This is a genomic window from Ferrovibrio sp. (genome assembly GCF_964218355.1).
In the GTDB taxonomy this organism is placed as follows: Bacteria; Pseudomonadota; Alphaproteobacteria; order Ferrovibrionales; family Ferrovibrionaceae; genus Ferrovibrio.
Genome location: NZ_CAXPMC010000016.1, coordinates 245,224 through 269,745, shown reverse-complemented (window position 1 = coordinate 269,745; position 24,522 = coordinate 245,224). Strand labels below are relative to the sequence as shown.

Annotated in this window: 21 protein-coding genes; 18 read left to right on the top strand and 3 right to left on the bottom strand. The window is 60.6% G+C overall.

What is annotated here, in order from left to right:
• Positions 1–82: 82 nt before the first annotated feature.
• On the bottom strand, positions 83–772 hold the full coding sequence (locus ACEQZY_RS10465) for an XRE family transcriptional regulator (RefSeq protein ID WP_291005562.1): 690 nt from the start codon (positions 770–772) through the stop codon (positions 83–85).
• Between the two features lie 404 nt (positions 773–1,176).
• Here ACEQZY_RS10465 and ACEQZY_RS10460 point away from each other — a divergent pair, with 404 nt between their 5' ends.
• The 8 genes from ACEQZY_RS10460 to ACEQZY_RS10425 all read left to right on the top strand — a co-directional run bounded on the left by ACEQZY_RS10460 (position 1,177) and on the right by ACEQZY_RS10425 (position 9,845).
• Positions 1,177–2,184, top strand: a complete 1,008-nt coding sequence (locus tag ACEQZY_RS10460; RefSeq protein ID WP_291005560.1) for a dipeptidase — start codon at positions 1,177–1,179, stop codon at positions 2,182–2,184.
• 55 nt (positions 2,185–2,239) lie between these two features.
• Positions 2,240–3,760: an ABC transporter substrate-binding protein gene (locus tag ACEQZY_RS10455; protein ID WP_291005558.1), complete on the top strand. Its 1,521-nt coding sequence runs from the start codon at positions 2,240–2,242 to the stop codon at positions 3,758–3,760.
• A 67-nt stretch (positions 3,761–3,827) separates the two neighbouring features.
• Positions 3,828–4,745, top strand: a complete 918-nt coding sequence (locus ACEQZY_RS10450) for an ABC transporter permease (RefSeq protein ID WP_291005555.1) — start codon at positions 3,828–3,830, stop codon at positions 4,743–4,745.
• Positions 4,742–5,638, top strand: a complete 897-nt coding sequence (locus ACEQZY_RS10445) for an ABC transporter permease (protein WP_291005553.1) — start codon at positions 4,742–4,744, stop codon at positions 5,636–5,638. Before ACEQZY_RS10450 ends, ACEQZY_RS10445 begins: the two co-directional genes overlap by 4 nt.
• Positions 5,635–6,645, top strand: coding sequence for an ABC transporter ATP-binding protein (locus ACEQZY_RS10440; protein WP_370154081.1), 1,011 nt, complete (start codon positions 5,635–5,637; stop codon positions 6,643–6,645). Before ACEQZY_RS10445 ends, ACEQZY_RS10440 begins: the two co-directional genes overlap by 4 nt.
• On the top strand, positions 6,642–7,619 hold the full coding sequence (locus ACEQZY_RS10435; protein ID WP_370154078.1) for an ABC transporter ATP-binding protein: 978 nt from the start codon (positions 6,642–6,644) through the stop codon (positions 7,617–7,619). Before ACEQZY_RS10440 ends, ACEQZY_RS10435 begins: the two co-directional genes overlap by 4 nt.
• A 37-nt stretch (positions 7,620–7,656) precedes the next feature.
• A complete protein-coding gene (locus ACEQZY_RS10430; RefSeq protein ID WP_370154075.1) occupies positions 7,657–8,607 on the top strand; it encodes an ornithine cyclodeaminase family protein in 951 nt (316 codons plus the stop codon).
• Positions 8,608–8,666: 59 nt separating this feature from the next.
• Positions 8,667–9,845 (top strand): NAD(P)/FAD-dependent oxidoreductase, encoded by a 1,179-nt coding sequence (locus tag ACEQZY_RS10425; RefSeq protein WP_370154437.1) that lies wholly within the window; start codon positions 8,667–8,669, stop codon positions 9,843–9,845.
• Positions 9,846–10,054: 209 nt separating this feature from the next.
• On the opposite strand, the gene ACEQZY_RS10420 is transcribed toward ACEQZY_RS10425, so the two are convergent.
• On the bottom strand, positions 10,055–11,266 hold the full coding sequence (locus tag ACEQZY_RS10420) for a pyridoxal phosphate-dependent aminotransferase (RefSeq protein WP_370154072.1): 1,212 nt from the start codon (positions 11,264–11,266) through the stop codon (positions 10,055–10,057).
• Between the two features lie 12 nt (positions 11,267–11,278).
• Positions 11,279–12,241 (bottom strand): 2Fe-2S iron-sulfur cluster-binding protein, encoded by a 963-nt coding sequence (locus ACEQZY_RS10415; RefSeq protein ID WP_370154069.1) that lies wholly within the window; start codon positions 12,239–12,241, stop codon positions 11,279–11,281.
• A 516-nt stretch (positions 12,242–12,757) separates the two neighbouring features.
• Between ACEQZY_RS10415 and ACEQZY_RS10410 the strand changes: the two genes are divergently transcribed.
• From ACEQZY_RS10410 to ACEQZY_RS10365, 10 genes are all read left to right on the top strand, one after another.
• Positions 12,758–13,627 (top strand): NAD(P)-dependent oxidoreductase, encoded by an 870-nt coding sequence (locus ACEQZY_RS10410; RefSeq protein ID WP_370154066.1) that lies wholly within the window; start codon positions 12,758–12,760, stop codon positions 13,625–13,627.
• Entirely contained in the window at positions 13,624–14,619 is a 996-nt protein-coding gene (locus ACEQZY_RS10405; protein WP_370154063.1) for a LysR substrate-binding domain-containing protein, read from the top strand. The genes ACEQZY_RS10410 and ACEQZY_RS10405 overlap by 4 nt, the downstream gene beginning before the upstream one ends.
• Positions 14,620–14,917: 298 nt before the next feature.
• Entirely contained in the window at positions 14,918–15,997 is a 1,080-nt protein-coding gene (locus ACEQZY_RS10400) for an ABC transporter substrate-binding protein (protein ID WP_370154060.1), read from the top strand.
• Between the two features lie 48 nt (positions 15,998–16,045).
• Positions 16,046–17,314 (top strand): Rieske 2Fe-2S domain-containing protein, encoded by a 1,269-nt coding sequence (locus ACEQZY_RS10395; protein ID WP_370154057.1) that lies wholly within the window; start codon positions 16,046–16,048, stop codon positions 17,312–17,314.
• Positions 17,314–18,171, top strand: a complete 858-nt coding sequence (locus tag ACEQZY_RS10390) for an alpha/beta fold hydrolase (RefSeq protein ID WP_370154054.1) — start codon at positions 17,314–17,316, stop codon at positions 18,169–18,171. The genes ACEQZY_RS10395 and ACEQZY_RS10390 overlap by 1 nt, the downstream gene beginning before the upstream one ends.
• 12 nt (positions 18,172–18,183) lie before the next feature.
• Positions 18,184–19,362: a Gfo/Idh/MocA family protein gene (locus ACEQZY_RS10385; protein ID WP_370154051.1), complete on the top strand. Its 1,179-nt coding sequence runs from the start codon at positions 18,184–18,186 to the stop codon at positions 19,360–19,362.
• A gap of 10 nt (positions 19,363–19,372) precedes the next feature.
• The gene (locus ACEQZY_RS10380) at positions 19,373–20,467 is read left to right on the top strand and encodes an ABC transporter ATP-binding protein (RefSeq protein ID WP_370154048.1); all 1,095 of its coding nucleotides are present in this window, start codon (positions 19,373–19,375) and stop codon (positions 20,465–20,467) included.
• Between the two features lie 117 nt (positions 20,468–20,584).
• Positions 20,585–22,198 (top strand): ABC transporter permease, encoded by a 1,614-nt coding sequence (locus ACEQZY_RS10375; protein WP_370154046.1) that lies wholly within the window; start codon positions 20,585–20,587, stop codon positions 22,196–22,198.
• Between the two features lie 127 nt (positions 22,199–22,325).
• Entirely contained in the window at positions 22,326–23,186 is an 861-nt protein-coding gene (locus ACEQZY_RS10370; protein WP_370154044.1) for an aspartate dehydrogenase, read from the top strand.
• 48 nt (positions 23,187–23,234) lie between these two features.
• Positions 23,235–24,215, top strand: coding sequence for a VOC family protein (locus ACEQZY_RS10365; protein ID WP_370154042.1), 981 nt, complete (start codon positions 23,235–23,237; stop codon positions 24,213–24,215).
• Positions 24,216–24,522: the final 307 nt, after the last annotated feature.

Here is a 24,522-nt window from a genome sequence, read left to right as displayed (position 1 = left end):
CAGAGGCCGACACCGAAGTTAATCTCAGAAAAGTATTAGGAGTGAATCGAAACGCTACGAATGTTCGGTCAGACAATTCACGTTATTTGTTGCGTGACTGACCGGCTTCGCCGCTACCTTCAACCACGCTGATAGCGTCGGAACTGGAGCAGATCCAAAACACCTCAGCGTCTTCAAGTCCGTGCGCTAGACAAACATGGCCCATGGTGCTGTCGAAATAGACGCAGTCGCCAGGTTCGAGAATGACTTCCTCATAGAACTCGGTGATGAGCTTGATGCGCCCCGCGAGGACGTAAATCACTTCTTCGCCCTCATGCTTGATCAGGGGGCTAAAGTCCTTCCATTCCCGCTGTTTGATGCGGGCCTTCAACGGAATGATGCGCTTACCAACCACATCGGTGCAAAGCATCTCGTAATCGTAGGTTTCGGTCTCGAAAACCTTACCTTTGCCAAGCCGTGTGATCGAACGCCGGCCATGCGGCGATAATTGCGGCTGATCTGAAAACAGGACCGCAATATCCACGTCCAGACCACGCGCCAGCCGGATGATGTTTTCATATGTTGGCGATAACCGGTTGTTTTCGACCTTCGACAGTGTCGCGACGGCCAGACCTGAGCGGTTGGCCACATCCTTCAGCGTCATGCGCTTGGACTGTCTGATACCCCGCACCCGCGATCCGAGATCGACATTGGTGCCCTGGCCGTACTGCGTCCCCACGCCAGACGAACTGTCCGGCAATTGAGGTAAAGGGGAACGAGGTATCTGATTCATCCGAGATTTTCTGTTCGGCGACTTTTGGTTGGCGTCACCGGTCCAAAAAGGAGCATAGGGCGTTAGCCCCGCGTCCTTAGGTTTACTAGATATCGGATTCGAAATTTTTTTCAAGGTAATACGAATTGACCTCGGTTTAGTCAGAATGCACTCCGGGAAGATTGGGGTTTCGATTTAAATAACTGTATAATAATGAGAAATAACAATTTCGGAATGCAGTTGGACGCGCTCAGGAAGCGACCAGACTGCCAATATTTCAAGCTAAATCAGATTCCCAATCGGATTAATAATTTTCGTATTGGAAAATTTTTGTCGTAATGATAACTACGCAATCACGCCAGATTACTCCCGTAATCGCTGTTTATTCGCTGCGGCCTCCACGCCGCCAATGAGGGAATGACCAAATGTCAGTCGACGCGAAGTCGCTTCACGCGGATGCCATCATCATCGATCCGGTTTGCCCGTTGCTGCATCGGAAGGAGATGCTCGACGTCTACAAGAAGGGCGGATTGACCGCGATCGCCCCGACCGTGGGCGGGTGGGACAACGCGGCCACGACCATGCGGGGCCTTGGCAGCTGGGTTCAGTACATCCGGGAGCGCGGTGATGCCATCCTGGTTCGTAGTGCATCCGACATCGAGGAAGCCAAGCGCACTAACAAGATCGGCGTCATCTTTCACTTTCAGGGCACCGACCCGCTGGAAGACAGCCTCGACCTGATCGATGCCTACAAATCGCTCGGTGTCGGCATGATCCAGCTGACCTACAACGTCAAGAACCGCGTCGGTGACGGTTGCGAAGAGCGCACCGATGCCGGTCTGAGCAAGTTCGGCCTGAAGGCGATTGCCCGTATGAACGAGGCCCGCATCATCGTCGATTGCTCCCACACCGGCTATCGCACGACGATGGATGCTTTCGAGAATTCTGCGGCACCCACGGTGTTCTCCCATGCAAATCCGCGAGCGGTGTACGGCACGCCCCGCAATGTTCTGGACGAGCAGATCAAGGCTGCCGCGGCGACCGGTGGCCTAACTGGCATCGTCGGCTTCCCGCCGTTCGTGGCCGCCGACAAGCGTCCGACCATCGATCAGTATATCGACCACATCAGCTACGTGGCTGACCTGGTCGGCATCGATCACGTTGCACTCGGCATCGACTATTTCACGGGCCAGTCGCCATACACGCCGGATGATGAAGCGCAGAAGTTCTACGACGAAACGATCGCTTCTGGCCGCTGGACTCCGGCTGCGTATCCGCCGCCGCCGTATTTCTATCCGGAGGGGATGGGCACGCCCGACCAGATGCCGAACCTGACGGCGGCGCTGGTGAAACGCGGCTTCGCCGAAGCCGATATCCGGAAAATTCTGGGCGGCAACTGGATGCGGGTGTTCCGCGCCGTTTGGGGCAGCTGAGCCCGAACGGTCTTGAATTTTCACTCATCGCTTAACAGGAATGGGGGTTCTTAAAATGCGTATTCGGATACTGAACATCGCTGCGGCGATCGCGATTGCCACCGTCTCGGGCCAGGCCATGGCAGGCAAGGCCGACGACACGCTGAATGTCGCCTTCGAGGAAGAAGTCAGCACGCTGGACGGCTACAAGGAGATCTCGCGTTCGGGCCTTATTCTCGCCCGCATGCTCTATGACAACCTGCTGATGAAGGATATCAAGACCGGCGAATTCCTGCCGGCCCTGGCCGAGTCCTACAAGATTGTCGACGAGAAGACGCTCGACTTCGTGATCCGCAAGGGCGTCAAGTTCCACGACGGCAAGGAACTGACTGCCGATGACGTGGAATACACGCTCAACCAGGTCAGCAAGAAGGAATACAACACGCGATACCAGATCACGGTGAGCTGGATCGACGTGGTCGAGAAGACCGGCCCGTATTCGGTTCGCATCCGCATGAAGGCGGTATATCCGCTAGCATTGGAAATGCTTGCCGGCCCGTTGCCGATCTATCCGAAGCATCATCTCGAAGCTGTCGGATCGTCTGGCATGTCGGCGAAGCCGATCGGTACCGGGCCGTATCGCCTGGTCGAATCGACCACGGGGACGCGGTTCGTGCTGGAACGGTTCGACGAGCATTATGCGGGCAGCCCGAAGGGCCGTCCGGCCATCAAGCGCTTGGTCGCGAAAGTGCTGCCGGAAGCGAACGTCCAGTATGCCGAGCTGATGAACGGCCAGCTGGACTGGATCTGGCGCGTGCCGCACGACGCCTCCAGGCGCCTGGCGTCGCGGCCGAACCTGACAGTGAAGGCCGCGCCGATCCTGCGTTTTGCTTTCATGGGCATGAACCCGAATTTCAGTGGCGGCAAGAGCCCCATCGCAGACGCCAAGGTGCGTCAGGCCATCAACCATGCCGTCAACAAGGACAGCATCATCACGGCGCTGGTGGGCGGTGCATCTGAATCGATTGCCGCGGCCTGCCATCCGATTGCCTTTGCCTGCTCGAAGGATGTGGTGAAGTATGCCTACGATCCGAAGAAGGCCAAGGACCTGCTGGCGGAGGCCGGCTATCCCAACGGCTTCCCGCTGGAGCTTCTGACGGCGACGACCTTCCCTCGTTCGCAGGTCGAGGCCATTGCCGCCAATCTGAATGCCGTCGGGATCAAGACCAGCATCAACGAGCAGCAGTCCGCGGTGATGCGGACGAACTACATCGAAGGCAAGGCGCCCACGTACCTCTCGAGCTGGGGCGCTTACGGCATCGCCGATGCCGGTCTGGGCACCAGCCCGTTCTTCGGCGGCGCTGGCGACGACGTCGTGAAAGATCCGCAGGTGGTTGCCGACCTGAAGATCGCCGACACGACGCTCGACCGCGATGTGCGCAAGAAGCACTACGAGGCCGCACAGAAGCGGGTTGCCGAACAGGCTTACTGGCTGCCGCTGTGGGCCTTCAGCGTCAACACCGCGCAGGCGAATAACCTGTCACTGGATGTCGATCCGGACGAGTTCGTGCCGTTCTACAAGGCTGCCTGGAAGTAATCACCTCAAGTCCGGCCACCGATGGGATAGTATCCCGTCGGTGGTTCAGTGCAGCAAGTGAGGCGGAATGTATCGCTATATCCTGCGTCGGTCGGTATCTGGACTTCTGCTGATTCTGGCAGTGTCGCTGGCGACGTTCTTCCTGATGTTTGCGGGTGGCGATCCGGCAACGCGCATGGCCGGCGAGTCGGGCAGCGTGGCGGACATCATCCGCATCCGCGAAGCCTACGGGTTCGACCGCCCCATCATCCTGCAGTATCTGTCCTGGCTTGGCGGGTTCCTGACCGGTGACCTTGGCCGCAGCCTGTATTTCGACCTGCCGGTCTCGTCGATCCTGGTCGAGCGGATGTTCACCACCATGAGGCTCGGCGCCTGTGCCATTCTTCTGGCGGTTGCCATCGGTGTGCCGCTGGGTGTCGCAGCAGGTTGTCATCCGAATACGAAGATAGACAGATTTGCATTGCTGTTTGCGGTGGTGGGTCAGGCGATGCCGACCTTCTGGTTTGCCCTGCTGCTGGTGATTGCGTTCAGCGTGACATTCCCGATTCTGCCGAGTTCCGGCCTCGACAGCTGGAAGCATTACATCATGCCGATGGTGGTGCTGTCTTACTTCGCAGCGCCCGCCATCATGCGTCTCACTCGTTCGGGCATGATCGGTGTCCTCGATACCGATTATATTCGTACGGCGCGCGCCATGGGCATCGTGCCCCGCAAGGTGCTGATGAAATATGCCCTGCGGAATGCGTTGATCCCGGTGGTGAGCCTGGCGGCGGCGCAGTTCGGCTACATGCTGGCCGGATCGGTCGTGGTGGAAAGTGTGTTCGCGATCCATGGCGCCGGACGGCTTGCCTGGGAGTCGATCCTGCGCAGCGACCTACCGGTCATTCAGGCGCTGGTCCTGTGCTTCTCGCTTTTTTATATCGTGCTGACCTTCCTTGCGGATGTGGTCAATGCCTGGCTTGACCCCCGAATGAGGATTTCATGACCGCCGCGCCCGTAGCGTCCGCTGTCGGCGCCAAGCCCATCGTCACGCGCATCCTGCCGCGCTGGCGTCAGCATACCGGCTTCATGCTCGGCTTCTCCGTGCTGGTTGTCTTCGCACTGATGGCGATTCTTGCGCCGCTGCTGGCGCCTCACGATCCCTATGCCCAGGATCTGATGTCGCGTATGCGTCCACCGGTCTGGATGGAGGGCGGCAGCTGGGATCACCCGTTCGGGGCCGATCAGGTTGGCCGCGACTACCTGTCCCGCATTTTCTACGGGGCGCGTATCTCGCTCTTCGTTGGCCTGTGCGTCACGCTGCTTTCATGCCTGATCGGCACGACGCTCGGTGTCGCCGCCGGATATTTCGGCGGCCGGGTCGATACGGTCATTTCATTCCTGATCACGGCCCGCCTGGCCATTCCGGTGGTGCTGGTTGCCCTTGCCGTGGTGGCGCTGGTCGGATCCTCCCTGCAGGTGGTGATCGCGGTTCTCGGTTTGCTGTTATGGGACAGGTTCGCGATCGTCATGCGCGCCACCACCCAGCAGATACGCTCCGCCGATTTCATCGTGGCGGCCAAGGTCCAGGGGGCTTCCCATCTGCAGATCGTGGTGCAGGAAATTCTCCCGAACGTCGTCAACAACCTGCTGGTGGTGGCGACCCTGGAGATCGCGCAGGCGATCGTGCTGGAGGCTGCCCTGTCATTCCTCGGCATCGGTGTGCCTGCGCCGACCCCATCCTGGGGCCTGATGATTGCCGAGGGTCGTGCCGACGTCTTCTTCGATCCATGGCTGATTACCATTCCGGGCGCGTTCCTGTTCGTGCTGGTGCTGGCCACCAACATGACCGGCGACGGCCTGCGCGATCTCACCGCGCCAGAGGGCCGTAACCGATGAGTGCCACCGATACCTTGCTCGACGTCAGGGGATTGCGGGTCGATATCCCGACCCCCAAGGGCATACTGCATGCCGTCCGCGGCATCGATTTCGACCTTAAGCGCGGAGAAACGCTCTGCCTGGTCGGCGAGTCCGGTTGCGGCAAGTCGCTGACCGCGATGGCCCTGATGGGGCTGCTGCCGCGCAAGGCGCTGCGCACGGCCGACCGGCTTGAGTTCCAGGGGGACGACATCCTGTCGTTGCCGGAGAAGGCGTTCAATCGCCTGCGCGGCAACCGGATGGCGATGATCTTCCAGGAGCCGATGACCTCGTTGAACCCGGCACTGACCATTGGGCAGCAGCTGGTCGACGTTCACCGCCAGCACCGCAATGTCAGCACAAAGGAAGCCCGCGAACGTGCCCTGTTCCTGTTCGAGAAGATCGGCGTCAGTGCACCGGTGGAGCGACTGAAGCAGTATCCGCATGAACTGTCCGGTGGTTTGCGTCAGCGCATGATGATCGCCATGGCGCTGATGTGCGGCCCGCAACTGCTGCTGGCGGACGAGCCGACCACGGCACTGGACGTGACCATCCAGGCTGAACTGCTGCGCGTCCTGCGCAATCTGCAGGAAGAATTCGGCATGGGCATGATCCTGATCACCCATGACCTGGGCGTCGTGTCTCGCATGGCCGACAAGGTTGCGGTGATGTATGCCGGAGAGATCGTTGAGCGCGGCGACGTGCACCAGGTCTTCAATCGGCCGAGCCACCCCTATACCCGTGGCCTGCTGGAATGCCTGCCGATTCCCGGCCGCCACAAACACATGGCCCATCTGCCATCCATCCCGGGCGTCGTGCCGTCCCTGATCGGCGATCTGGCGGGCTGCGCGTTTCGCCAGCGCTGCCAATATGCCGAAGAGCGTTGCGGCGAGGCTGATATCGACTGGCAGCAACTGCCGGATGGGCAGGGCTACCGGTGCATCCTGCCGGTGAGTTCATATGGCGCCACCAGCGAGGTGTCGCGATGACACAGTCCGAAGCGCCTATTTTCGAGGTCAAAGCGGTCAGCCAGCAGTATCAGCTTGGCGGACATCTGTTCCGTCGCCGCTATCTGCGCGCCGTCGACGATGTGTCTCTGCAACTGCGCCGTGGCGAAGTGCTCGGGCTGGTCGGCGAGTCCGGGTGCGGCAAAACCACGCTTGCCAAGATCATGATGGGATTGATCCAGCCGACGGCCGGCGAAGTGCGCCTGAACGGCAAGCGGTTGGCCGATATTCCCCGGCTCGAAGTGGCCAGCCGCATCCAGTATGTTTTCCAGGATCCGTATTCAGCGCTGAATCCGCGGCACTCCATCGGCCGGATCATCGAGCAGCCACTCCGGATTCACGGTATCGGAACCTCTGCTGAGCGTGCGCAGAAGGCGCGGAAACTGCTGGATGTGGTTGGCCTGCCGCAGCGTCTGATCGACAGTCCGCCGAGCCAGTTGTCGGGTGGTCAGCGTCAGCGTGTTGTGATCGCGAGAGCATTGGCGCTCAGGCCGGACATTCTGGTCTGCGATGAACCGACATCGGCGCTGGATGTCTCGGTTCAGTCGCAGATCCTCAATCTTCTGCTCGATCTGCGGAGCGAGTTTGGCCTCACTTACGTATTCGTAAGTCATAATCTGGCCGTCGTCGAACATATGGCGACGTCTGTGGCGGTCATGTATCTGGGCCGCATCGTCGAGCAGGCCGCGACAGCCGAGCTGTTCGGAAATCCCCAGCATCCTTATACCCGCGCGCTGCTCCATTCGGTGCTGGCGCCGGATCCGGGTGCCGGCATTCCTGATCTGGGGCTTGGTCGAACCGTGCCGAACCCGGCCAAACTTCCCACAGGCTGCCGTTTTCATCCGCGCTGCCCGGTGGCGGTTCCGGTGTGCAGTACCAATGAACCGGCGCGCGGCAGAGGCGAACGCTGGGCCGAGTGCCACCTTGTGGAAGATTCGGCCAGCGCGGCGGCTTGAATGTGTAGGCAGCATTGCTGTCATAAGGAGTGAAAGCGTGAAGGTTATTACCGCGGCAGAAATTCGGCAGAGTCTCGACTGGGCTTCGACAATCCAAGTGCTCGAACAGGCTTTCATTCAGGACAGCAAGATGCCGACGCGACATCACCATGTGATGGCGGACGGGCCGGAGCCGCCGGTACATCTGCTTATGCCCGCTTGGATTCCCAATAAGTATCTCGGTGTGAAGGCGGTGAATGTTTTCCCGGCCAATGCAAAAGCCGGAAAGCCTGCCGTGTCGGGCGTGTATCTCCTGTTTTCCGGCGAGACAGGCGAGACTCTGGCGATCCTGGAAGGCGGTGAGCTGACGGTGCGTCGCACTGCTGCCGCCTCGGCCCTGGCCGCCCGTTATCTGGCGCGCAAGGATGCGAGCAGGCTGCTGATCGTCGGCACCGGGCGGCTGTCCAGGCATCTTGCCTTTGCCCATGCCGCCGTGCGGCCCATAAAGTCCGTGTCCGTCTGGGGCCGTAACCCGCAGAAAGCGGAAGAGGTGGCGCAGGAACTGCGGCAGGGCGGCCTGGAGGCCAGTGCAGTCACGGATCTGGAAACGGCTGTTGGCAACGCGGATATCGTCAGCTGTGCCACGCTGAGCACGCTGCCCCTGGTGCAGGGCGCCTGGTTGCGGCCCGGCACGCATCTCGATTTGGTAGGCGGCTTCACGCCGGCCATGCGTGAGGCGGATGACGAGGCAATTCGCCGCAGCGAAATCTTTGTCGATACCCGTGCCGGTGCAACCAAAGAGGCAGGCGATATCGTGGTGCCGCTGCAGACTTCGGTGCTTTCGGCGGATGGAATCCGTGGCGACCTGTTCGATCTGACCCGCAAGACGCATCCCGGTCGCACCCAGGACAGCCAGATCACGCTGTTCAAGTCGGTGGGTGTCGCGATCGAGGATCTTGCCGCCGCTTCGCTGGTCTACGAGAAAGCGCATTGTCCGGTCGCCGCTTGATGACTACCGACATCGCCATCATCGGTGGTGGTGTCATTGGCATTGCCTGTGCGCGGATACTGCAACGTGCAGGGCGGCAGGTCACAGTGGTTGATGCGGGCGAGATCGGGCGCGGTTGCTCTTTTGGCAATGCAGGTCTGATTGCGGTCGATCATGTTCAGCCGCTTGCGCGTCCAGACGTACTTCTGGGCGCTTTCGGAATGCTTGCCAATCCGCTTGGACCTTTGCATCTGCGATGGGCGTCGTTGCCGTCACTGCTGCCATGGCTGGTACGGTTTGCGCTGGCATCACGACCGAGCGCGGTCCGGAAGGGCACTGATATTCTGGCCCTGCTGCTGCGGAACGCAGTTCCGGCCTGGAGGCAGCTGGCCAGTGAGCCCGGCGAGGCAAACCTGTTCCAGCGGCAAGGGTATCTCACGCTCTTCGAGACCGCGCAGGCTGCCAGGGCGGCCGAAGACGAGAACCGGCTTCTGCTCGAACATGGCATCAGGTTCGAGCCGGTTTCGGGATCCGGAATTCGGGCGATGTGTCCGGCATTGAAACCGCAGATGCATGCGGGCCGGTTCCATCCTGACGCCATATACACGACGGATCCATTCGGACTGGTACAGAACCTGTATCGCAGGTTTGTTGGGGATGGCGGGATTGTGGTGGAAGGTCGGCGCGTCCTGCGGATTCTGACAGAGGCCGGGGCGGCGGTCGGCTTGCAGTTGCAGGATGGCGAGCTCAAGGCCGACAATGTTGTGCTCACGGCAGGAAACGGCTCTCCGGATCTGATCCGGCCGCTCGGCGTGAAGGCGCCGCTAACCAGCGAGCGCGGATATCATGTCATGGTGGAAGCGGGCAAAGTCCCACTGAACATTCCGCTGCTGTTTGCCGAGCGTGGCTTCGTCGCGACGCCGATGGCCTCAGGTCTGCGGCTGGCGGGGACCGTCGAGCTGGGAGCCCATGCACCAGACTGGAAGCGGGCGGATGTCCTGAGGCGGCATGCAGCCGAACTTTTTGATCGGCCGGGATTGGCCGAGCAGACCCGCTGGTTCGGCGACCGGCCCACACTGCCGGACTACCTGCCAATGATCGGAATGGTGCCGGGCTACCGGAACGTGACGCTGGCGTTTGGCCATCAGCATCTGGGACTAACATTGGCTGCAATCACAGCCGAATTGGTTGGCGATATTCTGCGAACCGGTGCGCCTCGACATGACATAAGCGCACTTTCGGTGAGCCGGTTTAGTTGAAGGGTGAAGGTTGCTCGCAGTACTTAGTTGATTATAAAAAGTTGCGGGCCAGCAATTTAAACATCCTTCTGTCCGGTTCTCCACGGCGTCGCGCTTAATCAAACATTCCCGGCGCTGATCGGCCGAGGGCCGGAATTCCGGATTTGGAATTGTTGTCCTGAACGGACGGCGCAGTGGCCCGGAAGCATGCGCCATCGGGCCATATGAAATCAGGCCGCGTATCGCTTCGCCATTTCGACGATACGTACGCCGGCTGCCACCGCCGCCTTGTGGTCCTGGGAAAAGTTCAGGCGGATGTTCGACGCATGCGGGCCGAATTCGGTGCCCGGCGTCACGGTCACATTGGCCTGATGACGCAGCAGCCTGACAAAATCCTGCAGATTGACGCGCAACTTGGGCAGACCCGGGAACAAGTAGCTGCCCGCCTGCGGAATGCGAACCTTCATCCCCGCGCCGCGGAAGGTCTGGACCAGTTCGTCGCGGATCGCCTGATGCTGGACGATACGCTCGTCCATCCAGCCTTCCGGTTCATTGAACCAGGTACGCAGCACCGCCTGATTGTAGCCCGGCGCCCGCAGCGACACGATGGCCTGAAGCTTTTCCATGCGTTCGATGACGGCAGGGGAACCAAAGGCCACACCGAGACGGTAGCCGCTCAGCGACTCCGTCTTCGACGGCCCCATGATGGTAACGACCTGGCTGTCGGGCAGCTCCGTCGCACGCATGTGGGTATAGGTCGCGCCCTCGTAGCGCAGGCGGGAATAGAGCTGGTCGGCAATGACGGTGACGCCAAATTCCCGGGCCAGATCGGCGATCGTGCGAATTTCCTCCGCAGAGTAGACGACGCCGGTCGGATTGTTCGGATTGGAGAACAGGAAGACGCGAACGCCCGCCTCGAACGCAGCCTTCAGCTTGGACAGGTCAAGCCCGGCACCTGGCACGTCGTTCTGGTATTCGATCGAAACCGGGTAGATTTCGCCACCGAAGAACTGCACCAGCTTGCGATTGGCAAAATAGTCCGGCTGCACGATGGCGACCTTGTCGCCGGTTGAGACTGTCGCGGCGACCGAAAGGAAGAGGGCGCTCTGCGTGCCGGGCGTCAGGATCATCTCGTCCTGGCCGGAGATGGCGCTGCCGGTGAAGTCGCCCAGCCGGGTGGCGAGCTCGTCGCGGATATCGGCCGAGCCACGGTATTCGGTATAGGCTTGGCTGCCACCGATCTCGACGGCTTCGAGGAAGGCTTCCATCGAACCCGGTGTCGGCGTGAAGGCATCGACGTCGCCGTGCGAGAAATCGACGGCTGTGCCGGGCAGGATATCCCCGATCATCAGATTGCCGATATTGCCGGTGGTCTGCCGGACTTCCTGTCCCGGTGCGTTGTCGGTGGCGAGCGCCTTGAACTTGTCTTCAATCGACGACATGGGTGCCTCTCGTTAGTGTGCTGATGCTTCGATATCGATCGTCAATGTGCTGGTCATTGCGCGTGAGCAGCATGGGGTAAATACCGCATTCGCTGTCTTGTCCGCGTCGCTCAGGCAGATATCCCGATGATCGGGAATCCCGTCGACAACGCGCAAAGTGCAGGAGCCGCAGATTCCGGCCTCGCAGGAATGTGGAATATCATAGCCTGCGGCGAGCAGGGCCTGGAGCGCAGAGGTGCCGTCAGGCACGAAGATGCTTTGTCCGCGTCCGGCGATCTTCAGGGTGAACCCCTGGCCTGATGTATCGATCACGGCGGCAAAGTGCTCGCGATGCAGGCGGTCCTCGGCCCATCCCGCCTTGCGGGCGGTCTCGAGCACGACATCGATAAATCCGGACGGGCCGCAGATATAGAGATGCGTGCCGGGCGGAGCAGCCTGCAGCACGCCGGCCACATCGAAGCGGCCGCTGTCCGGCGCGTCATCGAAATAAAAGCGGCTGCAGGGTGCAATCTCGCCGGCCCGCATTTCATCCCGGAATGCCATGCGCTCCGGGGAACGGGCGCAATAGTGCAGTTCGAACGGCTTTCCGGCGCGCCGCAGCTCAGAGGCCATGGCCAGGATCGGCGTAATGCCGATGCCGCCCGCGATCAGCAGACTGTGCGGTGCGGCTTGCAGCTGGAACAGGTTTCTGGGCTGGCTGACACGCAGCGTGCTCCCGGCCGTGATGCGGTCGTGCATCGCCATCGAGCCGCCCCGGGAGTTCGGGTCTTTCAGGACTGCAATGCGCCAGACGCCGCCGGACAGCTCGCCGCAGAGCGAATACTGGCGTGTCACGCCGGGTGCGGCTTCCACATCGATATGAGCGCCTGCCGTATAGGGCGGCAGTGCCGAGCCGTCGGTTGCTTCCAGGATGAAACTGGCAATCCCCTGCGCCGCCGCCGTGACTTCGCGAACCCGAACTTCAAAGCTACTCATCCACGCGCCCCACTGAAGCGATACTGTAGTCACCCGCACCTGACCCAAGCTGTCGTCATCCTGTACTAACGCGCGCAGTGAAAAGCGGACAAATGAGTTTTCCTGATAGACTCATTCTTTGCGGGAACACGTCCACTCATTGCGTGGGCGGACACTTACCGGATCGACCGGATACCTAAGGTTGATCGCCGCACCACTTCGGCATCCGACATCCATTGACTCCCGAGCGATGATTTGTGCCACGCAAGCGCCGCGCGCCAGTATGAGCCTGACTCGTCCTTACATGAATCTTCCGAAAGTGGTGCTTAGAAGTTTTACGCATACCAAGGCGGGTCTCGTATGAGCCGGAGTCATGGAATAACGCGATAAAATCAATTGTTTCGGGGTTTGAAGAAAATACCATCGACAACTCATTTGCATGTTGGCGCGCTCAGCATGCGCGACTAAAACATGAGTGGAAGGCAAGTGTGCATGCGAGCAGTTTTTGTAGACGCGAGCGAGACTCTCGCGGAGGTCATGGAGCGCCGGTCTGGCGCCCAGGGTGTCAGCATCCAGGTGAACCGGCAGCCGTCGATCACGCCGGATGCGCTGCCCGCCCTGCTGGCCGATGCAGAAATTGCAATCATCGATCACACCGGCTTTCCCACCAAAAATGCCAGGCTGTGCCCCAGGCTGAAACACGTGATTTTCCTCGGCACCGGCGCGCGCAGCTACATGAGCCCCGAGGAACTGGCCGAAATCGGCATCTCGGTAGATATCATCAAGAATTACGGCGACACGGCCGTGGCCGAGTTTGCCATTGCCTTGATGTGGGCCGCGGCCAAGAGCCTGGCACCGATGGATCGTGCCGTGCGCGCCGGGAACTGGCTGCGCACCGACGGCCTGCAGCTGACCGGAAAGACTCTGGGTCTGGTTGGCTTCGGCGGCATCGCGGGCGAGGTGGCGCGTATTGCTGTCGGTGCCGGCATGAAGGTACTGGCCTGGAATCGCAGTCCGAAATCCTGCCCGGGCGTCGAATTCACCGATCTGGACACGGTGCTGGCGCAAAGCCACGTGCTGTCGATGCATCTGCTGCTCAATGACGAGACCCGCGGTTTCCTGTCGCGCGCGCGTATCACCCAGATGCGCAAGGGCGCCATCCTGATCAACACGGCGCGCGGCGCGGTGGTCGACGAAGCCGCCATGATCGATGCGCTGAAGTCGGGCCAGATCGGACATGCCGGGCTGGATGTGTTCGAGGTCGAACCGCTGCCGGCCAATCATCCGCTCATCAGCCTGCCCAATGTCACCCTGACCGCCCATTCGGCGTTCCGGACGCAGGAAGCGAGCGAAAACCTGATCGATGCAGCGCTGGCGCATTACACACGACTGACCGGGACAGCATGACCTCGAACCGCACTTTGCCGCCACTTCTGGCCCTGCGGGCCTTCGAAAGTGCAGCGCGACACCTCAGCTTCAGCAAGGCGGCCGAGGAACTCTGCGTGACGCAAAGTGCGGTCAGCCGCCACATCAAGAATCTGGAAGAAACCTTCGAATGTGAACTCTTCCTGCGCCGTGGACGGGCCGTGATCCTGTCCGCCGAGGGGAAACAGCTCTATGAGCGGATCTCGATCGGTTTCAGCCTGATCGAGGAAGGCAGCAAACAGCTGCTCAATCGCCGCAACGACAGCGTGTTGCGCCTGAATGTGCTGCCCACGCTCGGCATGCGCTGGCTGGCGCCGCGCCTGCACCGGTTTTCGCAATATTATCCGGATGCCGAAATCCACCTGATCTCATCCATCGAGGCGGTCGATTTCAACGACAACCAGGTCGATGTCGCCATTCGTGTCGGGAAGTTCGAAGGCGAAAGTGAAAACGAATCCTTCTGCCACGCCAAACACGCCGGCGACGAGACCGGAGCCGATCTGGCCAAGATCGACCTGGAAATGCTGGCTGACGTCGAAGGGATCGAGGGCCAGCGATTATTCGCCGACAAGCTGGTCGCGGTCTGCAATTCGCGCCTGCTGACGCCGCCGTCGCGGCCCGAAGACCTGGTCAAGTTTCCCCTGATCACCACGCTGACGCGTGCCAGCGCGTGGGATGACTGGTGCCGGATTGGCGGCCTTCCGCCGATTGCTGCGCGGAAGAAACTCTCGTTTGGCCATTTCTTCATGAGTCTGCAGGCCGCGCTGGAAGGCAAGGGGATTGCAGTACTGCCGGAAGTTCTGATCGAGCAGGAACTCGCGCTCGGAAATCTTCAGAGCCTGTTCCACAAGGCCGCGAGTGCCGGCGAATACTACCTGCTGTATCGCAAACGCGAAGCGGAATCGAGAAAGGTACGCCTGTTCAGGCAATGGCTGACGGAGGAAGCAAAGGAATATCGGCGTACGAATGAATGAGAGCTGTGACGCACTTCAAAGCTGCGGTCACAGATCGATTCTCGCGCAATGCTGATGCTGCATTTTGCGGCGTTGGAATGCTTATTGAGCACGACATTGGAAGTATGAGTTTGACTCATAACTGTGGTCACAAAACTGACTTGTCCCACTTTCGTAAAACTCAAACACTGCTTGCAGCAGTCGAACTGCGAGGCGTGGTTCGATCTGGTGCTTTGTACAAGCTGCAATGATGGATAGAGGGGGTAAAACAGAGATGCATACTGTCGTTACGAAGTTCGCTACATCGGCTTTCCGTTCCATGACGCTGTCGCTGGCCGCAACGGCCGTGGGTGTCATGCTCTTCGCGCCGACTTCGGCCTCTGCTGATCCGTCGCAGGCCATCATCGAAGCGGCCCGCAAGGAAGCCACCCAGGGCAAGTTCGTCAACATGATCAGCTCGCCGAAGGGCGAGAGCGCCCAGAAGGCCATCATGGATGCCTTCCAGAAGCGCTTTAACATCAAGCTCGACTGGGAATGGCTGCCGCTGACCTCCGCTGTCGCCGCGCCGCGTGTCGTTGAGCAGGCCAAGGCGAAGGTGCCACTGCCGACCGTGATCGGCGGCTTCGGCTACAGCACCTACGAACACATGATCGTCAAGAACGGCCTCGATCTGAAGGTGGACTGGGTCGGCGAGTTCGGCACCCTGTTCCCGACCATCAAGGCCGCTGCCGTCGACGGCATCATTCCGCGTTACCACGGCCGCATGCTGCGTCAGTGGGATGTGAGCTATGTGATCGTCTACAACACCGACCAGCTCAAGGCGAAGGATGCTCCGAAGTCGCTGCAGGAGCTGACCGAGCCGAAGTGGAAGGGGCGTTTCGCGATGACGAACCGCTCCACCGCGCCGCTCGACATTCTGGCGCTGGAGCTGGGTGTCGATGGCACCGTTGACCTGACCAAGAAGCTGATGGCCAACCAGCCGCGCTTCAAGGCCGGCCCGCCGGCCGTCGTCGGCGCTGTCGCCACCGGCGAAGTCGCGGTTGGCATGGGCTACACGGCACTGGCCGATGCGCAGAAGAAGATGGGCGCACCGGTGGATTGGGTTCTGGCGGAAAACCTGCCGCTCGGCCCACTGTTCATGTTCCTGCTCAAGGACGCGCCGCAGCCCAATCTCGGCAAGCTGTTCTCGGCCTGGATGGTCACCGAAGGCCTGAAGATCCAGGAAGAGCACGAATACCTGTCGTTCCTGGGCGACAAGGAGTCGCCGACCACCAAGGCCATCTACAAGGCCAATCCGAACGTCAAGGTCATCGAGGCGCGGTCCGACGAAGACACGGTCGTGCTGGAGAAGGCGCAGCAGGAGATCCTCAAGGTGTATTCGGCCGCGCCGAGCAAGTAACCGGCGCGTTGGCCGGAGTGCAGGGAATTGGGACGGGAGGAGTAAAGTATGCTTTCAGTGGAAAAGAACCGGCTTCTGTGTTCGGTCGATGCGGGGACGCCGGGTGGCGAGCTTTTCAGGTCCATGTGGCTGCCCGCCCTGCTGTCTGCGCAGCTTCCCAATCCCGGCTGCAGTCCGGTCCGTCTCAAGCTGCTGGGCGAAGAGCTTCTCGCCATTCGTGTCGGCAGCGGCAAGGCCGGTATCATCCAGTCGCGGTGCGCCCATCGTGGCGCACCACTCTTCTTCGGCAAGATGGAAGAAGAGGGCATCCGCTGCGCCTATCACGGCTGGGTGTATGACGAGAACGGCAAATGCACCGAAATGATGAATGAGCCGAACAAGAACCTGTGCCGCAATGTGAAGATGCGGTCGTACCAGGTTCAGGAAAAGGCCGGCATCGTCTGGGTGTTCATGGGTTCCGGCGAGCCGCCGGCGCTGCCCAAATTCCCCTGGATCGACCTGCCGCAGGATCAGTTCCTCGCCACGGTCTGGCTGCAGGAAACCAACTGGTTCCAGGGCGCGGAAGGCGAAATCGATTCCTCGCATGTGTCTTGCCTGCATCGCACCAATGCCAATGCGACCTCGACCCGTGTGCACCGCCACTACACCTATTCGGATCCGTCGCCCAAATACTTCATCCGTGACACCAATGCGGGCTTCATGTCGATTGCCCGCCGCAATGCGGACAACGAATTCTACTGGCGCATCACACAGTGGATGGCGCCGATGTTCTCGCTGATTCCGAGCGCGGCCTGGCCGATCGGCGGTCGGGCCTGGATTCCGATCGACAACGAGAACACCTATTGCTGGGACTTCAGCTATTCCAAGGACCAGCCGCTGCAGCAGCCGTTCCTCGACTTTGTCGCCAAGGGCGCGGCCTTCCCGCCGGAATATGAATACAAGCCGCATCAGCTCAACACCGGCAGCATGATCGACACCTGGATTCCGCGGCGGCGCATGGACAACAACTATCTGATCGACCGCGAACTGCAGCAGACCTTCAGCACCACCGGTATCTACGGCGTCAACGACCAGGATCGCGCGATGCAGGAAGGCATGGGCCGCATCGCCGATCGCTCGAAGGAGATGCTGATCTCCAGCGACATCGCCATCGTGACGGCGCGTCGCCGCGTGCTGGACATCCTGGAAGCCGAGGGCGGCATCGCGAAATTCCGCGAGAGGATCGCGGATGGCACGGCCTTTGCCGTCGACCCGGTCGACGTCGTGCTGCCGATGGACGGAGTGGACGACTTCCTCGCCGCCCAGGGATTGGCCTGATGCCGGCCGGAATCAATCGCACGCGGCGCGACGTCAAAATCCTGGGCATCAACACCGGGTATTATCGCGAGGGCTCCGGCCCGACGGTGCTGCTGCTGCATGGCGGCGCGCCGGGCGCCTGCTCGGATGTGAACTGGGGTGTGACCTTCAACGCCCTGAGCGGAATGGGTTACGACGTCATCGCCTATGATCAGCCTGGCTTTGGCCACAGCGATGCGCCCACCGACCATTCCATCGAGTTCCGGTATCGGCATGCGGTCGCCTTCATCGAGGCGCTCCAGCTTCAGGATGTCATCCTGGTAGGGAATTCCATCGGCGGCCTGCTGGCGACCATGATGCGGATCCGCGAGGCCTCGCTGCCATTCACGATCGCAGCAATTGTCTCTGTTGCGCCATATCCGCATTTCCCGCTGTCCCCCGAAGGCGAGGCGGCCATCAATGCGCTGCGCGGCCGGTTCTCCAGCCTGGAGCCGACGCTTGAGAGTGTTGAGAAAGTGTCGCGCAATACGTTCTATTCGGCCGACAAGCTGACCCCCGATCTGGTCGCGCTGCGCCATGGCATGATCGCCGGCAAGAACTGGGATCCCATTGCGGCGCGCCGGGAGGCCGGCAACGTCATCGGCGACGATATTGCCAATGTGATGATCCCGGGACCGACACTGATCATCTGGGGCATGAACGATCGCAGCATCCCGGTGCAGGTCGGCTATGAGGCCATCCGCCGCTTTGCCAATGCAGAATTTGTATTCATGCCGGATTGCGGACACTGGCCGCAGACCGAGCAGGCCGAACTCTTTACCGAGCATCTCGGCAGCTTCCTGAAGAACCTGTCCGGCCGCACCAAAGCCGCCGCGTAGTTGGAGTCCAGTATGGGGGACAATATGAAAGTACGGTTCGCAATCTGCGGTCTTGGCTTTGCCGGTTCGGTGCTGATGGCGCCGGCGATGAAGGCCCATCCGGACGTGGAAATCATTGCTGCCTGCGATCCGAATGCCGAGACCCGCGAGAAATTTGGCGCCGACTTCCAGATTCCGACCTTTGCCAGCCTGAACGAGCTGCTGGCCAGCGTGAAGCCGGATGCAGTCTATATCGCGTCGCCGCATCAGTATCATTGCGAGCATGTGCTGCTGGCTGCCGAGCATGGCGTCAACATCATTGTCGAAAAGCCGCTGACGCTGTCGCTGAGCGATGCAGACCGGATGATCGCCGCCGTCAAGGATCGCGGCGTGCATCTCGTTGTCGGTCATTCCCGCAGCCACGATCCGGTGATCAAGACGATGCGGCATATCATCGACAGCGGCGACGTCGGCCGCCTGGCGATGATCAACTGCTGGAACTACACCGACTTCCTGTATCGCCCACGGCGTCCGGAAGAGCTGGATACCTACAAGGGTGGCGGCATCGTGTTCAACCAGCTGCCGCACCAGATCGACTCGATCAAGGCGATCTCCGGCCAGACCATCACCTCGGTGCATGCCATCGCTGGCATTCTCGATCCGAAGCGGCCGACGCAGGGGCATTGCACGGCCCTGCTGAAGCTGTCCAATGGCGTGAGTGCCTCGCTGGTCTACAGCGGCTACGACCATTTCGACAGCGACGAGCTGCAGTTCTGGGTGGCCGAAGGCGGCCGCAAGAAGACGCCGAACCATGGCAACTCGCGCCGCGTGCTGAGCGAGCTGCCGGCCGGTGGCGAGGCCGCCATGCGGGTGCAGCGCTACGGCTATGGCGGCCCGATTTCCAAGGGTTTTGCCGCCGGCGAAATCGGCCGTCAGCAGCCGCATTTCGGCATCATGGTCGCCACCTGCGAGCAGGGCGATCTGCGTCCCTCGCCGACCGGCGTGCTGATCTATGGCAATGAAGGCATCCGCGAGGTCGACGCCATGGTCGGCCGCGGCAGCTTCGGCCAGGGCGACACGATCGATGAACTGGTGGATGCGATGGCCGGGCGCAAGCCGGTCATGCGCGATGCGGCCTGGGGACGGAATACGGTGGCGGTCTGTCTCGCCATTCTGGAGTCATCCAAAACCGGGCAACCGGTTGAGGTGTGAGGGATAGGTTATGGGTCTGAAGATTGAAGGCGTTTCCAAGATTTATCCCAACACGATCGGCGGCCGTGCGCTCGCGCTCGACAATGTGAGCCTGGAGATTCCGACCGGTGCCTTCCTGACCCTGCTGGGGCCGAGCGGCTGCGGGAAATCGACGCTGCTGAACATGATCGCCGGCCTGGATGATCCGACCGCAGGCAGCATCACCCTGAACGGCCGCACCATCTACGATCATGTCCGCAAAATCCAGGTGCCGTCGGCCGGCCGTGACATCTCGATGGTGTTCCAGAGCTACGCGATCTGGCCGCATATGACGGTGCGCGAGAATGTGGAATTCCCTATCCATCATGGCGTCAAGCGGATCACCAACACCCAGCAGCGCCGCGAGGAAGCCCGCAAGGCCGTGGCCAAGGTGCATCTGGAAGCCCTTATCGATCGCGCGGCTCCGCTGCTGAGCGGCGGGCAGCAGCAGCGTGTCTCACTGGCGCGTGCCCTGGTGCAGAAGCCGTCGCTGCTGCTGCTGGACGAGCCGCTGTCGAACCTGGATGCCACGCTGCGCGAAAGCATGCAGAAGGAAATCCGCTCCATCGTGACCAGCGAGGGGGTGACAGCGGTCTATGTCACTCACGACCAGCGCGAGGCGCTGTCGATGTCGGATGTGATCGCGGTGATGAGCGAGGGCCGCATCGAACAGATCGGCACCCCGCGCGAAATCTATTTCGAACCGAACAACCGCTTCGTTGCCGACTTCATCGGGTCCCCGAACCTGATCGAGGCAACGGTTGAATCGGTCGAGCCTGCCTCGGGCCGGTTCCTGGCCGATACGCAGCTCGGCAAGCTGCTCGTGAAGAGCAAGGCGACCGCGCCGGTTCAGGGTGATGCCGTCACGCTGGTTCTGCGCCAGCAGGACTTCGAGTTCGAACCGCCGCCGAATACCGTCAATGCTGTCAATCTCCCGGTCGACCAGCGCGCCTTCTTCGGCGGACAGGTCGAACTGGTCTGCGATATCGGGAATCAGATGATCTCGGTCTATGTCGACTCGCGCGTCGATACGCTCGCGCAAAAAGTCAGGGTCTCTTACGCGCCTGAGCATATTCATTATTTCTGAGGCGATTGAAGCGGGCAGGCTCTCTCTTTTGGTGGAAGTGCAGTAATGGTCGTACTGGTAGGATTGGCGGCAGTATTGCTCATGTGGCTCACGGTGATGCCACTGACGGTACTTTTGATGACGAGCTTTCACCACGTCGGCACCTACGGTCTGGCGAGCGGCGAGTTCACGCTCGACAATTTCATCAAGCTGTTCATGCAGGACGACCTGCCGGTCCTGCTCGGCAATACCAGCGTCTATGTCGGTGGCACCATCGGTCTCACCACGATTCTCGCCTCGATCTGGGCCTGGATCACGGAACGCACTGACTTCAAATACAAGACCACGACGCGCGTGCTGATGATGACCGTGATGGGCCTGCCGCCCATCATCCAGGGCTTTGGCTGGACACTGCTGCTCAACCCGAACAACGGCTATTTCAATCACCTGCTGCGGCAGTTCTTCAATCTCGAGTCCAATTACGGTCCGGTGAATATCTACAGCATGGGCATGATGGTCTTCATCAGCGCCTTCCTGCTGACCCCGACCGTCTACCTGATGTTGTCCGGCGTCATCCGCAATCTCGACTACAAGCTGGAATTCCCGGCCATCCTCGCCGGCGTCCATCCGATGCGGCGCCTGATGCATATCATCATGCCGATCCTGCTGCCGGGCCTGCTCTCGGTGGTGATCTACACCGTGATGATCATGATTCAGGTGTTCGATATTCCGCTGACCATCGGTCTGACGGCTGGTATCCATGTGCTCAGCACGCGCATCTTCCTACTCAGCACTGCCGATCTCGGTGTGCCGAACTATAATCTGGCCGCGGCTTTCGGCGTCTTCCTCGTCATCATCGCCGTCGGCTTCATGATCCTGTATCGGCACCTGACACGGATGGCGGAGAAATTCTCAGTCATTTCGGGCAAGAACTATCGCCATGTGATGACACCGCTGGGCCTGAAGCGGTTCGGCGTCTATCTCTATTCGTCCGTCTTCTTCCTGATGGCGCTGGCACCGGTGTTAATCCTGGCCTGGGCCAGCCTGCTGCCCTTCTACCGGCTGCCGTCGATTGGCGCATTGCAGGCCATTTCATTGAACAACTACTGGCGCCTGTTTGACTCGCAGGTGTTCCAGACCTCGTTCGGCAACACCGTCATCGTCGTGCTGGTCGGCTCCACGATCACGGTGGCATTCAGCCTGCTGGTCGCCTATGTGGCGCTGCGCACCAAGGGTGTTGTCGGCCAGCTGGTCGATGTATTTGCCTTCTTGCCGATCGCCATCCCCCATGTCGTGCTCGGCCTGGCGGTGCTGCTGCTGTATGTGCGCACGCCGATTTATGGCTCGATCGCTGTCATCATCATGGCGCAGGTCAGTGTAAATCTGGTCTTCGGCGTCCGCTCGATATCCTCGACGCTGATCCAGGTCCATCCGGATCTTGAGCGCGCCGCGGCGATCTGCGGCACCGGGCGACTCAAGACGATCTGGCTGGTGCTTATACCGATCCTGCGGCCATCGCTGATCAATGGCTGGCTGTTCATCTTTGCCCATGCCATGCGCGACCTGGCCATTCCGCTGATCTTCCTGACGTCCAAGACAATGGTGCTGAGTTCTGCGCTGTGGATGTTGTGGGGCTATCCGAATATTCCGAGCGGCGCGGCACTCTCGATGGTTCTCGTCGGCATTCTGGTGGTGCTGGTTGTGCCGATTCAGATTTACGCGTCACGCCTCGATGCGAAGGCACAGGGGTAAACACGCGACCTGTGATGCCAGGGCATCAATGTGAGCGGATTACTCATTTGTCCGATTTGCCGGGGTCGGCTAGGACAGTCGAGACTGAGGAAGTTTGCTTAACGCACAGCATGCATGGAGTAAGGCAGTGAGCGCAGTGATTCAACTCGAGGACGTCAGGGGCTCAGCGAAAGCCGCCAGCGCACCGCTGCGCGTTGCAATCGCCGGCCTGGGCACCATCGGCAAGGTCGTCGCCAAGCGTATCGACAAGGGCCTGGATGGTTGCGAACTGGTTGCTGTCTCGGTGCGCAATCCGGGGCCTGCCAAAGAATTTCTGGCCGAGCTGAAGTCGCCGGTGACGCTGGTCGAACTGGAAGACCTGCCGAAGGTCGCCGACGTGATCATCGAGGCCCTGCCGGCTTCAGTGTTCGATACGCTCGCGGAACCTGTTCTGAAGGCGGGCCGTACGCTGGTCGTCATCAGTGTCGGCACGCTGGTCAGCCGCCCACATCTGTTCGACCTGGCCAGGGAATACGGCGGCAAGATTGTTGCCCCGACCGGCGCGCTGATCGGTCTGGATGCCGTCAAGGCAGCCGCGGAAGGCACCATCAACTCGGTCCGCATGGTCACACACAAGCCGGTGAAAGGTCTCGAAGGGGCGCCGCATCTGGTGAAGAACAACATCTCGCTGGAAAACCTGACGGAACCCAAGAAAGTATTCGAAGGCACCGCCCGCGATGCCGTCGTCGGCTTCCCGGCCAATGTCAACGTCGTCGCCGCTTTGAGCCTCGCCGGCATCGGTGCCGACCGCACCATGATCGAGATCTGGGCCGATCCGGCCTCGGACCGCAATCGTCACCGCATCACGGTCGACAGCGACAGTGCTGCCTTCTCGATGGAAATCGCCAACATTCCCTCGGTCGAGAATCCCAAGACTGGCAAGATCACCGCGCTCAGCATCATCGCTGCGCTCAAGAACCTGAGCGGCCCGGTGCGGATCGGCACCTGATGCCGGGGCCAGCCGGTTTCGCAGCACGCAGACTTTATGGAGGGATCGATGAGCCAGCAGACCATCAGCAAAAGCAATTCAGCAGAGCCGAAGTTCTTCGCGGTTCGTCGCCTCGGTCATGTGAACCTTTATTCCGCCGATTTCGACGGCGCCATGAAGTTCTACACCGAAGTCATCGGCGTGGAAGAGGTCTATCGCACACCTCTGGTGGGCGGTGGCTTCATGAGCAATGGCAACACCCATCACGATATCGCCTTTATCGACGTGAACGGTCCGGTGGCCAGGGCGCGCAAAGCTAAGTCGCCGCAGCTCAACCATCTCGGCTTCGAACTGGAATCGGAAGTGGCGCTGGTGGAGTGCTACAACAAGGCGATTGCGGCAGGTCAGACCTTCCTGCGCACCATGGACCATGACATCGCGCACAGCGTTTACAACTTCGATCCGGACGGCAATGTCTACGAAGTGTATGCCGATGTTGTAAGGGAATGGCGCAACCAGCGTTCGGGCACGGTCACCAAGCCCAAGCCGGACTGGACGCCGGGCTCGACTCCGCCGATCGTTGAATCGCTCTATCACGTCGACCCGGAAATCCGGCGCGTGTCGTCCGCGGTGTTCCATCCGGCTTACACCACCCATGCCGCCATGGTCGTCAAGGACCTGGCCAAGTCGGAAGCGCATTACCAGGACCTCATCGGCCTGCGCACCCTTTCGAAGGGCGCCAATGGTGACATCGCCGTGATGGCGGGCACTGCGACCGATATTGCACTGGTCCTGATCCAGGCCACGGATGCCCGTCCGGCTGGCTACCATCATGTCAGCATGAAGGTGGAGGATGTGGCGGATCTGAAGGAGTCGACCTGGAAGGCGCGGTCCATGGGCCTGCCGATTGCGGTTGAGATTTCCGAGTCAGGCCGGTTCGCGGTTCAGATCAGGGATGGCGAGGGCTACTTGACACATCTTTATGCCGACAGCGCCCGGGGGCCGGACTACGAAAGCCTGACGGCGGACAAGGCATTGCTGCTTCTCTGAGTAGGCAGAATTGCTTTTTCTTGTCCGATCACGGACACCAGATTAGCTCAGCTGGCTAGACTTGATCGGTGCCAAGCTTGGGGAGGCTTTTGAACTGCTCGATTTCCTGGAAGTCGCAACATTCCGAATGTGCCCCGCTGAAGCTGCATTGCGAAGCTCATGCTCTCCTGATCCGTAGCGCTGGCTCCTAGATAATTCCCTGATCGATGTCGCCGCCCTTTGCCTCGGTTGGCGATAAACGGTTGATTGGGGTCGGAAATCTCCCGGCCCCGGCCCGCCGGGCGGGACAAAATGCATGAATTTCCCA

What these genes read in the sequence shown, in the direction of transcription:
- ACEQZY_RS10460 (WP_291005560.1), top strand. Translation starts at nt 1,177, where the DNA reads ATGTCAGTCGACGCGAAGTCGCTTCACGCGGATGCCATCATCATCGAT.
- ACEQZY_RS10450 (WP_291005555.1), top strand. Translation starts at nt 3,828, where the DNA reads ATGTATCGCTATATCCTGCGTCGGTCGGTATCTGGACTTCTGCTGATT.
- ACEQZY_RS10375 (WP_370154046.1), top strand. Translation starts at nt 20,585, where the DNA reads ATGACGAGCTTTCACCACGTCGGCACCTACGGTCTGGCGAGCGGCGAG.
- ACEQZY_RS10445 (WP_291005553.1), top strand. Translation starts at nt 4,742, where the DNA reads ATGACCGCCGCGCCCGTAGCGTCCGCTGTCGGCGCCAAGCCCATCGTC.
- ACEQZY_RS10400 (WP_370154060.1), top strand. Translation starts at nt 14,918, where the DNA reads ATGACGCTGTCGCTGGCCGCAACGGCCGTGGGTGTCATGCTCTTCGCG.
- ACEQZY_RS10380 (WP_370154048.1), top strand. Translation starts at nt 19,373, where the DNA reads ATGGGTCTGAAGATTGAAGGCGTTTCCAAGATTTATCCCAACACGATC.
- ACEQZY_RS10390 (WP_370154054.1), top strand. Translation starts at nt 17,314, where the DNA reads ATGCCGGCCGGAATCAATCGCACGCGGCGCGACGTCAAAATCCTGGGC.
- ACEQZY_RS10435 (WP_370154078.1), top strand. Translation starts at nt 6,642, where the DNA reads ATGACACAGTCCGAAGCGCCTATTTTCGAGGTCAAAGCGGTCAGCCAG.
- ACEQZY_RS10440 (WP_370154081.1), top strand. Translation starts at nt 5,635, where the DNA reads ATGAGTGCCACCGATACCTTGCTCGACGTCAGGGGATTGCGGGTCGAT.
- ACEQZY_RS10410 (WP_370154066.1), top strand. Translation starts at nt 12,758, where the DNA reads ATGGAGCGCCGGTCTGGCGCCCAGGGTGTCAGCATCCAGGTGAACCGG.
- ACEQZY_RS10415 (WP_370154069.1), bottom strand. Translation starts at nt 12,241, where the DNA reads ATGAGTAGCTTTGAAGTTCGGGTTCGCGAAGTCACGGCGGCGGCGCAG.
- ACEQZY_RS10365 (WP_370154042.1), top strand. Translation starts at nt 23,235, where the DNA reads ATGAGCCAGCAGACCATCAGCAAAAGCAATTCAGCAGAGCCGAAGTTC.
- ACEQZY_RS10465 (WP_291005562.1), bottom strand. Translation starts at nt 772, where the DNA reads ATGAATCAGATACCTCGTTCCCCTTTACCTCAATTGCCGGACAGTTCG.
- ACEQZY_RS10420 (WP_370154072.1), bottom strand. Translation starts at nt 11,266, where the DNA reads ATGTCGTCGATTGAAGACAAGTTCAAGGCGCTCGCCACCGACAACGCA.
- ACEQZY_RS10395 (WP_370154057.1), top strand. Translation starts at nt 16,046, where the DNA reads ATGCTTTCAGTGGAAAAGAACCGGCTTCTGTGTTCGGTCGATGCGGGG.
- ACEQZY_RS10385 (WP_370154051.1), top strand. Translation starts at nt 18,184, where the DNA reads ATGGGGGACAATATGAAAGTACGGTTCGCAATCTGCGGTCTTGGCTTT.
- ACEQZY_RS10405 (WP_370154063.1), top strand. Translation starts at nt 13,624, where the DNA reads ATGACCTCGAACCGCACTTTGCCGCCACTTCTGGCCCTGCGGGCCTTC.
- ACEQZY_RS10455 (WP_291005558.1), top strand. Translation starts at nt 2,240, where the DNA reads ATGCGTATTCGGATACTGAACATCGCTGCGGCGATCGCGATTGCCACC.